We start from the raw sequence: 13526 nt of genomic DNA on the forward strand, positions 1-13526 counted from the left end.
TTTTCGCACTAATCTTCAGTATATGTATTTGTATTTATTTCTTTGGATTTAATTTTAAAATCATTTCTTTATCATTAGGATCACTATTAATATACTTCCTAATTAAATTTATACAAAGAAAACAATAATAGGAGATTATACAATGAATACACAACCAAATAATAATACCCAAAATGTAAACACTAAACTATCAAATATTATTACTAATCCAACCACAAAACTATTAAAAATAAAAGATACACCTAAATTTGGATTATCTTTAATTATCAATATTATATTTACAATGATAATAACTGTAATAACCAGTTACTATATGCTAAAAGACCCTTCCGTTGTCCAAAATGATGCATTTAAAAATATAGAAGGTATATCTTCTAAAAGTATAGAAAATATTGTTTTAGTTATTGGTGGTATACAAAGTATTTTTACAGTAATAATAAATATATTAATTACTTCTCTGTTTACCTTATTATTTGTTAAAATCTTTAAAGGAAAAATAAATTTCAAACAATCGTTTTCTTTAAATACCAATATCTTTACAATCAGTGTATTATCTTCAGCATTCACATTATTAATATATGTAATATTTGGTTTAAATCCTGCAACATCTCCTACTAGTTTAAGTACATTAATTAATGAAGATGGATTTTTAAAAGGATTTATCAATCATATAAGCTTATTTAATATTTGGTCTACTTACATTCTTGTATTAGGATTAAAAATCATAGGAAAATTAGCTTCAAATAAAGCATGGACTATTGCTATGATTTTCTTCATATTCAGCTCTATAGTGGAAGGCATTTCTATGATGATAAAATAATTAAAATTTAAAAAACAAAAAGAAGAACAAACTAAGAAATAATCTTATTTGTTCTTTTTTTATTCAAATTAAAAGTAAAACTTTTAAATAAAAGATGACTCAAAATATTAACCATCTTTCATAGCCCAATACCAATATTCTTATAACCATGAACAAAGTAGAAATTAAGTGTAGAATTCTAAAAAAGAAAGGGGGGGCAAGCTACGAGTTTGGCATGCCAAATCCCAAAACGTTGTTTTTGACCCGATAAAAGATTCCTACAATCTTTACCCTTTTTTCGATCTCAACATTTAATTTCTCATCCAAAAACAGTTGTCGCTTTGCTCGATTTCTTATTTTTATGAAAGTAAACTCTTGAATATTAGTTTACTTTCAAAACTTTAATGAATTTATATATTAAAGTTTAATGTTATAATGTTGTATAATTATTAAAACCTCTTTAAATCAACCGCGCAACCATAAGTTGCGCAGTTAGTAACTAATAACTTCTCGTTTATTTTATCTGTTTTAGATATATTTAAAACACAAATACTACACAAGACAGGTGATCTATCTTATGAATTTATCGTACAACTTAAAACAAAAAAGAGAAGCATATAATTTCTCACAAGAAGAAATTGCACAAAAATTAAATGTCTCCAGACAAGCTATTTCTAAGTGGGAAAATGGAAATTGTTATCCTGATTTAGATAATTTAATTCGATTAAGTGATATATACAATATTTCATTAGATGAATTAATTAAAGGTGATGAAGAATTACAAAAAAAAATTATAATCAAAAACACAAACAACCCATTTAAAAATTCTTCATGGTTTATCGCTATCCCAATTATAGACATGTTATACGGATTAATTGCTATGGTTTTAAGCCACTTTTAAAAGTCATTTATAAAATGACTTTTTTATTTTTCCCTTATTTTTGATCTATTCATTTAACCTTTAAATACTGTATATTTTTTGTCTTTAGCAAATGTAAACTTTTAAATATTAGTTTACATTCATTTTCCCTTAAACATTGACTTCGAACCAAAAAACCTGATATCCTCAATTTACGTAACAAAAGTATACATTCAAAACACTATAAATAAAGAGGTCATAAATCCATGAATAAAAAGCCACATCTTATTGATGTACAACCCATCCGTAGCAAAGAACAGATTGAAGATATGAAATGGGCTCTTAAACGTCATTGTTCCGAAAGAGACTATATTCTCTTTCTTGTTGGAGTTAATACCGGACTACGCGTGAGTGATCTACTCCAACTCGAAACACAAACCATAATAAAATTAAAACGAAAAAAGAGAAAAGAATTCAAAATCAAAGAAGGAAAAACAAAGAAAGAACGCATGATTAACCTTACTTCCATTTTTGATAAGGTATACTCTTATGCTCAAACTCTAGATAACACCTGGTTATTCCCTTCTCGAAAAGGAAATCAACCCATTAGTAAGATCCAGGCTTATCGACAATTGCAAAAAGCCGGAGATTTTGCCGGTATAGAATCCATCGGAACCCACACTATGCGCAAAACCTTCGGCTATTGGTTCTATAAACAAACAAAAGACGTAGCTATGTTACAAGAAATTCTTAATCATAGTACACCACAAATTACACTTAAATACATTGGTATCAATAAAGAGGAAAAAGACAACGTTTTAGATATATTTTATATCTAAAACGTTGTCTTTTTCTATTATCAACATAAAACTAAAAAATCAAATATATATTTTATATTCTTGTATTTTCATCATCAATAAACTTATACTAAAAAAGCAGAACTCCTATAGAATATAACGTTCTGCCATAAACAAAAGCGTTTGATTTTTTATTCTATAGGGCGGCCAATCGCCGTAAAAAAACTATAGAAGGAGGTGTAAACATGAATACATTGAGGAGCATAACAAAAGTTCGATCCTCAAGTAAAAAATCATACAACTGTAAAGCAAAAAACAGTTAATTGATCCAAGATTCTACGCCTAGAACGGAATAGTTTGTTCTTATAAAATATCACTAACCTATTAGTAAAAACTACGACAAACAACTATTTGGTTGGCCCCAATAAGTTGTAAAAGATTTGTCTCAAATCTAAAAGATCTACCCTAAAAACTACGACAAAAAGGCTCTTGAGATGGCACTCAAGAGCCTTTTTTTAAATAAAAAAATCTAGTACGGCTTTTAAAACCATACTAGATTTTTGCGTGTTCTACTTGTTTCTCCAGTCTTTGACTTTAATAGCACTAATTATCAGGTCTACGACAACCCAATACAATCTAATCTTACCGTGGTCAAACACGATTGGCAGTCGCTCCCACTTCTAGATTTACAATTAGAACTTAAAGGAATCTAAGTAATATAATTACTCACCAAGAAACCACATTTTTAAGAAGAATGTTATAACTCCAGAGGCTATCTGACCTACTACTTTTCCAGCGAAATCAACCCAATTCCCACTGGTTTTTTTTCGTAAACCTGCCTTTTTTTCATTTTCGATTCTAGCCTTTCTAGTTTGTCTCATAAAATATCTACCCCCATATTAGTGTTTTTTTATCAGCACTAATGCAAAGGTAGTAAGATCTAATCTAAGTTTACATTGAAGGTATAATTTTACAAGACTTTTTATTAAATTAAATAATGAAATAATAAAAAACATATTAATAGCAAAGAAATGCTTGTATACTGATCTGTACTGCATTCCCTTATTATATGTATACTATATTTCTATTCTTCTTTTTACTATATGAAAACAAAAAAACTAATCTAAACAACATGCTATATAGCATGAACTTTTGTCTCCTTTTTCTTTTCTTGTTGCTTTTCTTTCAATACATAATCCAACAGTTTCTTAAAATAAATAATTTTAGATTTATTTTCACTAGAAGAATTCAAAATCCTTAATATTCTAATTAAACCCTGCTGTTGAACCTTTAGAGGTATCATAAATTTCCTCTAAACTTTCAAGTCTAAAAAGCGCATAATTAAGAACAACTTCATCTAATTTAAATAGAGATTCTTCTTTCTTTTTTATATCTGAAAAATCATCAAAATTTTTACATAAAAAATTCTGATCTATAAATGAAACTAAATCCTTATCAGAAGAAAGTAATATTTTATTTATTAATTTATCAGTATTCACAATATAACTCCTATCTATCAAATAATATTAACATCTTTCTTAATTATACATATATGTTACTCTAAATCTAAAATCTGTAAAAATAACATGTTTATAGCAAGGGAATGCTTGTAAACTGATCTATACTGCATTCCCTTATTGTATGTATGCTATATTCTTATTCGCCTTTTTCTAACAGTAGAACCACGAATCTTGGCGAAGACATTGGTTTTTGCCCTGTCCTGGGGTCCGTCCTCGCTTTTTATTCCACGGTTCCCTTGACCACGAGCCTCTGAACCCTCAAACTCCCAAAGCTAACCCCAGCGGGCAAAAACCGCCCTTCTGGGGCCACCCCTGGCGAGTTTGCATGAGGGTTCCCCTCATCGTCAAGGAACTTTCGCGGCATAAACGCCAGGACTCAGATTGTAAATCTCAAAAAATCATTTTCCAAATAACCTCGCAAAAAAACCTTTTGATTCCGTAGATGCTGTTAATGATTTTGTTTCTTGTACTTCACGAATTGTTTCAAGCAATTTCTGATCCCGTTTCTCTAACTTATTATCAATATAGTCTTGTTGCTTTTGTAATTGTTCAATTAACAATTTATTAAATTCTTCTTGTTTCTCACTATATTCTCTAAGTTTACTAACTTCATTTTTTAATGATTTTAATTCCTCAGCTAAAATCTCCCCAGCTTCCTTACTAGGAACAGGCTTTATACTCTCTCCACCTGTAGCAAAATAATATTCAATTTGTTTTATTGAATAGTTCTGTTCTCGATGTAATTGCTTAACCATCTTCATTTGCTCAAGAGCTTTTTCATCAAAAATATTGTAACCTGATTCATTCTTCTCTAAAGGAATATATGTTTTTAATTCTTTCATCCAATTCCTTATAACATTTGGTGATTCATCTAAACATAATGCAACTTCTTTAACAGTCATCGCTATATAACCTGGGTTTTCTCCACCTAGGTATTCACTTTTATCCATCTTTTTACCCACCTTTAAAACCTAGATAAAAACCTTGATATTTTTAATATCAATGGTTATTTTCAAAAAAACCAACCTTAGAACCTAAGTATTAAACCTAGGTTCTTACTAATTCATTTTACTAAGGTTTATATCCTCCTGTCATATAAAAATAACGGATTTTTTCATATTTCTAATTCATACTTCATTTAACAAAGATATTAGCCGCGCTACAAAAAATTCTCTAATAACCTTGCAATAAGCCAAAACTAAAATCATTCTTTTGTTTTTTAACATAGTAAATTTCAGCTAAAAGATAAGTCATTTTATAAAATTGGAAATTCCGAATCAAAAAAGAGAGAAGAGCATAAGGGGTTTTTGGGCCCAACTAAGGGTTGGGACTAGGCGGGGCCTAGCTTAAACGTGGGTACACGAAAATTCCCAGGATGTCCACTCACTGACGACACAAAACCCTCTAAATGTTCCCATTATGTCTCTAGATGTAGACTCAGTGAGTACACAAAGTCCCTTTGATGTCTCCATATGAGTACTCACTAACGACATGATATTTTTAATAAATTGCAATCAAACATTACTTTAAAATACTAAAAGAAAACAATTAACATTAATTAAATATAAATCTATAATCTAGAAACAAATAACACCAAAATACAAAGTGCTATTTAAACGCTCCAGAATCCTTTTTAAAATATATAAATCTAAAACAATACTATTTGTCGTTAAAACAAAAATAAACGCTTAAAAAGCAAAATAAACAGGTTTAAAAGAAGGTTTTCCTTTGCTTTTGGGGTTGAGGCTGGTTCGTCGTGTGGGGACGAGCCCCCACGTATTACGTATCTATCAATGTGGTAAGTGAAATTATTAAGCGAAGGCACTAGCGGTTCGGCTCGTATAATAGCAAATTCAAGCCGATGATCATAATAGTTGCTTTTGGATGTATCGGCTTGGTGATATCCAAACTCGAGCCGAAAAAAGTTTTGCAAGGATGTAGCAAAGCGAAAAGGGTGGAGATTTTCTGTAGCAAAGCGAAAGAAAATACAACCCGTTCCTTGCGGAACTTTTAGCTATTTCTATATAGAGTAAGAAGGGACAAGCATACTAACGTCGAAAATCGTCAGTAATACCAAGGGTTTCAGGATTTTTCGTACTTACCGTTTTTGGTAAGTAAACTTACCGTTTTTGGTAAGTACGAATTTAATAAAAAAAGTCTACTTTAAAAGTAGACTTAGAATAATTTAATAGGTAAATTTTTAAGTTGTTTTGGAACCTTTCTAAACATAGCTTTAAGTGTCGGATTAACTTCATCTCTATTTCCTGAAAACATGATGTGAGGATTTATAAATAATGCATATGCTCTAACATTATTATCATCAACACCACTCTCTGAACGAGCTATAATACCTTTATCAATTAACTTCCTAACTAACGGACTAACTTTAGTTTCATGTCTTCCGATTTTTTTAGCTAATTCTCGCTGAGTTAATGGAATTTGTTCTTTTGAATTAATATCACTAACTAAACAATTACTTAAAAAACCTACACACATTGAAATATCTAATAAAAATACTTTTTCAGCATTCGTTAAATAATCAATTTCAAATAAATATTGAATATTTTGTTGAATAATTTGAACAAATTTTGCTTTATTTTTTATTTTACGTTCAGGAACTAATTTCATTCCTCTTGAACTAGCTTTTGCTTGAAGTTCATTCGCTATGTACATTTCTTCTTCTGACAGGATCTTTGAATTCTTGATATCTCTCAATCTTGCATTTTTTTCAGCCTGTTCTAAATTGTTGATATTTGACATAATCTTTCTCCTCTGTCCTAAAATTTTCAACTAGAGAAGAGGAACATTTTATGTTATGATTCTTATAGAAATTAAAAATAAAGATATTCAAAAAACCTCTCCTCTAATTGTTTGTTTGGTCGCTTTCAATTATAACATGAGAGGTTTTTTTATTACCATAAATTAAAAAAACCTTAAATTATGATACTGTTATTATTCATAGCGTAATGCTTCAATTGGATCTAATTTCGCTGCTTTATTCGCTGGAATTAATCCAAAAATAATACCTAACACCATAGAAAATAACACCCCTCCAACAACAACATTCCAAGAAACAAGTGGTGGCCATTTTGCAATTGATGAAACAATATATGCACCACTATATCCAAGACCTATACCTACTAAACCACCTAAAAGTGTTAACATAACAGCTTCAATTAAGAATTGTAACAATATTTTACCACGTGTTGCTCCAAGAGCTTTACGTATCCCAATTTCACGAGTGCGTTCTGTTACAGATACAAGCATAATATTCATTACACCAATACCACCAACAATCAATGAAATACTAGCAATACCACCAATAATCATTGTCATAATATTTGTCATTTGAGAAATACTTTCTTGAATTTCTTTTAAATTCATAACCTCATATTTCCCTGTAAACTCAATAGGCTTACGACTATTTAATACATTCGCTGTTTTTTTTCCAGCATCATCTAAATTATCTACATTTTTAGCTTGAACAGAAATACTATTAATTTCTTCTGTCCCATATAATGTCGGCCATAAGGAAAGCGGAATTAATGCTTCAGAATCTCCTATTTCCATAAATCCTTCTTCTGCTTTATATACACCAATAATTTGCATTGGTTGACCTTTTAATTCCATGATTTTTCCAATAGGGTTTTCTGATTTAAATATTTTTTTTTCTACACCCGAACTAATCATAATAACATTATTTCCTTGCTCAATATCCACATCGTTTAAAGAACGTCCTTTTAACAATTTCACTTTATTTGCAACGAAATATTCCTCCTCTAATCCTTTAACATTTACCAAATCTTTTTTATCATTTATATCCAATGTCTCCATACTTGAATTCATCTTAATTACATGTAAGATTTCAGGGATTTTTCTTATTTCAAAAATATCTTCTTCTGTCAACTTTGGCTTTTCTTCTGATTTCATATCAAATGAATCGTTTATATCAGTACTATAATTAACAGAAATCATATTACTACCCGTACCAACAAATTGTGATTTTAATGAAGCTTCTCCGCCTTGCCCAATCGCAACAACGGTAATAATAGAACCTACACCAATAATAATTCCAAGCATTGTAAGACCTGAGCGTAATTTATGAGCTAAAATAGAAGATAAAGCAATTTTTATACTATCTAATAAACTCATACTGCACACCTTCTATCTTCTGTGATTTTCCCATCTCTTAACAAAATACGTCTTGAAGAATACTCAGCTACCTCTTCTTCATGTGTAACCATAACAATCGTCGTACCTTCTGCATTAAGCTTCGTAAAAATATCCATAACTTGCTCACCAGACTTCGTATCTAGCGCACCCGTCGGCTCATCAGCCATAATAAACCTTGGATTATTCGCAATCGATCTTGCAATAGCTACACGTTGTTTCTGTCCACCCGATAACTCACTCGGTAAATGATGAACCCTGTCTGATAAACCAACTTTACTAAGTGTTTCAAGCGCTCTTTGACGGCGTTCTGATTTCTTCACACCTCCATAGATAAGCGGAAGTTCAACGTTTTCTACTGCGGAAAGACGAGGTAATAAGTTAAAATGCTGAAATACAAATCCAATATATTCATTACGAATTAAAGCAAGCTTTGACTCATCTGCCGTTAAGATATTCACATCATTCAAAATATATTTGCCTTCTGTTGGACGATCTAAACAACCAATAATGTTCATAAGCGTTGATTTACCAGAACCAGACGGTCCCATAATAGAAACGAACTCGCCTCTTTGAATTGTTAAACTAATACCATGTAAAATTGGCACAGCCAGCTTTCCCTGGTAATATGTTTTAGAAATATTATTTAACGTAATCATTTCCTTTGCACTTCCATTCCGTCATACACGTTGTCAGAAGGATTTTTAACTACCTTTTGCCCCACTGTTACGCCTTCAGTAATCTCTGTCCAATCTCCATCAGTAGCACCTTTTTTCACATTTTGTTTACGAAGCTTTCCTTTTTCTTCTATATAAACAAATGCTTCATTGTCTTTTTCTACAATGCTCTTACTTGGAACAGCAATCATCGTCTTATTCTCTAAGTTTACTTGTAATGAAACATGATAACCTGGAGATAAACCGTCTTGGCTATCAAGACTTGCTTTATATGTATATTGGGACATATTTTGAGTTGCTTCACCTACACCACCAGCTTGACCCATCTCTGCACTCGTTGGGAATTCACTTACCTCTGTAATCTTACCTGTCCACTTCTTCTTATTATTTGCTTTCGCAGTTACAGTGAATGTTTGATCCTTTTGGATTTGTGACTTCTGAAGCTCTGTTAAAGTCCCTTGAACTTGGAACGGGTCTTTAGAAGCAACTTGTAAAAATGCCTTCCCTTGTCCACCTAACGCTTGAGATGAACTTTGCGCCGCATCTTTATCTAACTTTTGAACAACACCAGCAAAATTACTATAAATCGTAAGCTCTTTCTGCTTTTTATTTAACTCTTCTTTCTGTAACTTCCCTTTCTCTTTCTCAAGGTCAGTTGTTTTTTGCGCTATTTCTAACTCACTTACTTGCTCTTCCATCGGATCTGTTACTTCTTTCCCAGCTCCGCTATCTTTCACCTTCTTAATTTCTTTCTTAAGCGAATCAATCTTCTTTTTCCCTTGATCATAACGCATATCTGCCATCTTCTGATCAAGCTCAGCTTGCTTCATTTGAAGATTAATCTCTTCATTATCATAAGAGAATAACTTCGTACCTTTCTCTACCTCTTGTCCCTCTTTTACCTCAATATCTTTCACTTTTCCTTTAGCCGAATCCGCATAGAAACTTTCAATATTCCCAGGCTTCACCTGACCAGAAACTAACTTCGTATTATTCAGCTTACGCTCTGTCACTTTCTCAAAACTTACAGCATCTGTATTCGTTATACTTTTCTTCTTACCCTGCATCATATAAATATTAATAAACACAACAATAGAAATTAACAAAAGAGAACCAATAATAATAAAACGTTTTTGTTTTTTTCTCTTTAAATGAACTTTATCTAAAATCATAATTTTCTCCTTTAAACCGTGTTTTTTAAAACTATTTAAATTTTTATACAATAGTAAAAATTAGTCAATCTAAAATTCTCAATATGCAATTATGCATAAAAGTAGAAAATTAAATGTATATTCTGATATCCTAATGGAGGAATTAATTCTAAAATTTGTAATATTCAGGAGGAATTTGGGATGTTATTTAACGTTGTGTCAAAATTAGGTTGGACAGGGATTACTATTGGAACAGCTAATACACTTATCGGAGCACTTATGACTGGTAGTGATATCTGGACTGCAATTTCAGTTGCTGGTTTAGCATTTGGTGGTGGAATTGGTACAGCTATTTCTACAATTGGTAGAAAAGCTATCATGGAAGTAGTAGAAAAAGTAGGCAAAAAGAAAGCTGCACAGTGGTAATATAAAATAATAAATGCTTTTAGAAATATTTATATTTCTAAAAGCATTTACCATAAAGACATAATTCATCGGGGTAATAAAAATGTGGAAAACTCTATCTGTATATATAAAACTTAATTTCAAGTATACTCTAAAAAGAAAAATTGAAGTATTAGACAAAAAAATATTTAGTAAATTAAAAATCGATACAAAAAAATATTTCGTTTTAACTTTAGCAATTTTATACTTAATTGAATGCGCTTTATTAATGTCTATAAGTGGATTAATAACAAATCAACTAAAAAAAGCTTTTTCAATAGAATCTGTAGTTTATTATTACTACGCTTTTTTATTTTTATACGCTTCATTCCTTCCAATAATTTCAAGAACCTTCAAATTAATAACCCCATTTGACAAAGATTTATTATTTAAATCGCCACTACATAATAATAAAATTTATATAATGCTATGGCTAAATGATTTTATAAAAAATAGCCCAAGTTTCCTAACTTATATTGCCATAGGTATAGGAATTAGCTTTCATCTTAATAACAAATTATCATTTTATACAATTACAATTTGTTTAATCTTAATTAGCACTATAATTTCTTATATCTCACAACATATTTATATAAGTTTAAAAGTAAAAATGATTCAACAAGGCTATGGATATAAAGCTTTTATAAGTTCAATATTTATAGGGATTTTCACCTTATTCGTAACAATCCTTATTGCAAAATTATTTATCAATCTAAGTGTTCCATCTTTTAAACTATTAATCAATAAAATTAAATTGAATCATTCTTTTACTTGGGAAAACTTTTTATCAATACTAAACAATACAATGCTCAGTATAGGTGAATTTATTAGAACTATCATCGATAGTTGGGCACCTAGCGCAATAGCTACTAGAATACTTTTTAATAACTTACAAAAAACAGATATCAAACTAATCCTATTATTAATATTAATAATAATTATTATGTTACCAATAACTCATAAAAAATCAGGATTTTGGTATAGAACAGAATTTAATAAAATTGTCACTAAAGTAAGTGGATGGATCCCACATTATGGTGTTTTTTTACAAAAAATAACAAAAGATTTTTTAGTTAAAGTACAACTAAAAAAATTATTTAGAGACAACGAACAATTATCTAAACATTATACGTTCTTTTTTATTGATTTTAGTATTTGGATGTTTGGAGGATTAGCTTTTACTTTATCAAACTATAGTTCTTCTGAACTTTTCCAACTATTCGGAAGTTGTTTTATTATACATGCAATTACTAGAGATGCATTTTCATCAGGAAATACTCTATTCCCTGGACACTTAAATTTCGACTCAGATGGGAGAAGTGTTAAAATTTTTCGTCTATCTGGAACAAATCTCTACAAATTATACAAAGCAAAAATTAAAACACAACGTTTATTAGGAATACATGAATCATTAATAGGTTTATTAATAGTAATAACTATATTCAAGACAAATTATTACACATTATCTATAATAGGTCTGATTTTTATATTGAATTTAATAGTGAGCCCACACTTCTCATTATTACCATCATATATTAGTCCACACTATAAAAGACAACATTATACGGAAACCGGAACTTATAAAGAACAAGAAATTCTTGGCGATTCAATTTTCAATCGAATCACAAATTTGATAAATATAGCTATTACATTTCCCTTTTTAGTAGCTTATTTAGCAAATATAAAATTTATATACTTCTATATAATATATAGTCTATGGATAATACTTATAATAATAATTGCAATAATATTTATACATCTAACATGTAAAAAAAATAGTTCATTGATTAATAAAGGAGATATTATTTCATGATCCTAAAACCTTTAAAAAAACAATTTATTTTAGCAGCATTAATATATTTCGGAACAGTATTATTTGGAGTTTTTTCATATTTTATAGTTCCATATGATTTAGGGGAAATGGGAATTAATACTAAGACTAATTGGTTAGAATATTTCATTCATAATGGAACAATTAATCTAATAATTATATTTAGCTTTTTATCACTTGGTTTAATAACTGTTGGTTCACTTTTGTTAAATGGCATAGTAATGGGATATATGTTTGGTCATGCAATTCAAACAAATGCTGTAATGAAATTTTTATTATTATTAGCCCCCCATGGAATCATAGAAATTCCAACTGCATGGTTAGCTAGTGCGGTATCCTTTTTTATCATTTCATATACTATAAAAAAGATAAAAAACAAAGAAAAAATAGATTTTAAATTTCTTATATTTACAATTTTAAAATACACAATTATAACTGAAATTTTAATTCTTATTGCAGGAATTATTGAAGAAAACATAACTTTAATCTCATAAAACAAGGAGTGTTTACCATTTTATTGGAAGTGTGTAACGTTAATAAAGATTATGGAGATAAAACTATTATTGAAAATTTAAATTTAAATTTGAATAATAAAGAAATCATAGCAATTATGGGTTCCAATGGAATAGGAAAAACTACATTACTAAACATAATTACAGGATTAATAAGACCTGATTCAGGAGAAATTTATATAAAAAAAATAAACCCTTTTGATGATGTAAAAGCAAGAAAACATATTGGATATATACCTATAGACGGTTTTTTATATGATCATTTAAACGCTTATGAAAATCTTGAAATGATAGCAAATTTATATGGTATAAATTTCAAAGATATTGATATTATAATGCTTCTAGAACAAGTTGGATTAGAGTTAACCGATGCAAAAAAAGCAACAGGAACATATTCCTTAGGTATGAAACAAAAACTTAATTTCGCATGTGGGCTTATACATAATCCTGATATAATAATACTAGATGAACCATTCAATGGATTAGATCCTAATTCTACAAAAAATTTCAAAAAATTACTGAAAAAATTATCTCAAACAGGAAAAGGTATAATATTTACAAGTCATCTTCCCGAAACAATTATAGAACTTGCAAATAAAGTTGTAATAATGAACAATAAAAAAATTACTGCTCAACAGGAGTTAAACGAAAATAGTAATGTAGCAAAACTATTAGAATGGTTTGAAGAAACATTACATAAAAAGGAGTCTGAAAATAAATGAACCCTCAAAAATCAAAAAAAAATTCTAACATTAATTTCTCTGAA

General features: G+C 29.5%; 14 protein-coding genes. 7 read left to right on the plus strand and 7 right to left on the minus strand.

Features of this window, described 5'->3' with window-relative positions; genetic code table 11:
• Window positions 1-142 precede the first annotated feature (142 nt).
• From BR30_RS0115735 to BR30_RS0115745, 3 genes are all read left to right on the plus strand, one after another.
• A complete protein-coding gene (locus tag BR30_RS0115735; RefSeq protein ID WP_026565827.1) occupies window positions 143-820 on the plus strand; it encodes a YknW family membrane protein in 678 nt (225 codons plus the stop codon).
• Between the two features lie 556 nt (window positions 821-1376).
• The gene (locus BR30_RS33665) at window positions 1377-1700 is read left to right on the plus strand and encodes a helix-turn-helix domain-containing protein (protein WP_035445656.1); all 324 of its coding nucleotides are present in this window, start codon (window positions 1377-1379) and stop codon (window positions 1698-1700) included.
• Between the two features lie 224 nt (window positions 1701-1924).
• Window positions 1925-2497 (plus strand): tyrosine-type recombinase/integrase, encoded by a 573-nt coding sequence (locus BR30_RS0115745; protein WP_026565828.1) that lies wholly within the window; start codon window positions 1925-1927, stop codon window positions 2495-2497.
• A 680-nt stretch (window positions 2498-3177) separates the two neighbouring features.
• Here BR30_RS0115745 and BR30_RS36760 read toward each other — a convergent pair.
• From BR30_RS36760 to BR30_RS0115780, 7 genes are all read right to left on the minus strand, one after another.
• On the minus strand, window positions 3178-3336 hold the full coding sequence (locus BR30_RS36760) for a hypothetical protein (protein WP_155928658.1): 159 nt from the start codon (window positions 3334-3336) through the stop codon (window positions 3178-3180).
• Between the two features lie 384 nt (window positions 3337-3720).
• A complete protein-coding gene (locus BR30_RS37955; RefSeq protein ID WP_231507733.1) occupies window positions 3721-3954 on the minus strand; it encodes a hypothetical protein in 234 nt (77 codons plus the stop codon).
• A gap of 419 nt (window positions 3955-4373) precedes the next feature.
• The gene (locus BR30_RS0115760) at window positions 4374-4925 is read right to left on the minus strand and encodes a MerR family transcriptional regulator (protein ID WP_026565829.1); all 552 of its coding nucleotides are present in this window, start codon (window positions 4923-4925) and stop codon (window positions 4374-4376) included.
• 1225 nt (window positions 4926-6150) lie between these two features.
• Entirely contained in the window at window positions 6151-6735 is a 585-nt protein-coding gene (locus BR30_RS0115765) for a MarR family transcriptional regulator (RefSeq protein WP_026565830.1), read from the minus strand.
• Window positions 6736-6927: 192 nt separating this feature from the next.
• Window positions 6928-8127, minus strand: a complete 1200-nt coding sequence (locus BR30_RS0115770; RefSeq protein ID WP_026565831.1) for an ABC transporter permease — start codon at window positions 8125-8127, stop codon at window positions 6928-6930.
• A complete protein-coding gene (locus BR30_RS0115775; RefSeq protein ID WP_026565832.1) occupies window positions 8124-8804 on the minus strand; it encodes an ABC transporter ATP-binding protein in 681 nt (226 codons plus the stop codon). The genes BR30_RS0115770 and BR30_RS0115775 overlap by 4 nt, the downstream gene beginning before the upstream one ends.
• The gene (locus BR30_RS0115780; protein ID WP_026565833.1) at window positions 8801-9994 is read right to left on the minus strand and encodes an efflux RND transporter periplasmic adaptor subunit; all 1194 of its coding nucleotides are present in this window, start codon (window positions 9992-9994) and stop codon (window positions 8801-8803) included. The genes BR30_RS0115775 and BR30_RS0115780 overlap by 4 nt, the downstream gene beginning before the upstream one ends.
• Before the next feature lie 180 nt (window positions 9995-10174).
• On the opposite strand from BR30_RS0115780, the gene BR30_RS0115785 reads away from it, so the two are divergent.
• The 4 genes from BR30_RS0115785 (at window position 10175) to BR30_RS33680 (ending at window position 13482) form a co-directional block, all read left to right on the plus strand.
• A complete protein-coding gene (locus BR30_RS0115785) occupies window positions 10175-10399 on the plus strand; it encodes a putative cyclic bacteriocin (protein ID WP_026565834.1) in 225 nt (74 codons plus the stop codon).
• A gap of 82 nt (window positions 10400-10481) precedes the next feature.
• Window positions 10482-12230 (plus strand): hypothetical protein, encoded by a 1749-nt coding sequence (locus tag BR30_RS0115790; protein ID WP_026565835.1) that lies wholly within the window; start codon window positions 10482-10484, stop codon window positions 12228-12230.
• Window positions 12227-12742 carry a stage II sporulation protein M gene (locus BR30_RS33675; protein WP_051633644.1) on the plus strand — a complete coding sequence of 172 codons (516 nt, stop codon included), beginning with the start codon at window positions 12227-12229 and terminating at the stop codon, window positions 12740-12742. Before BR30_RS0115790 ends, BR30_RS33675 begins: the two co-directional genes overlap by 4 nt.
• 8 nt (window positions 12743-12750) lie before the next feature.
• Entirely contained in the window at window positions 12751-13482 is a 732-nt protein-coding gene (locus tag BR30_RS33680; RefSeq protein ID WP_142317834.1) for an ABC transporter ATP-binding protein, read from the plus strand.
• Window positions 13483-13526 lie beyond the last annotated feature (44 nt).

The sequence above is a fragment of the Bacillus sp. UNC41MFS5 genome (genome assembly GCF_000686805.1).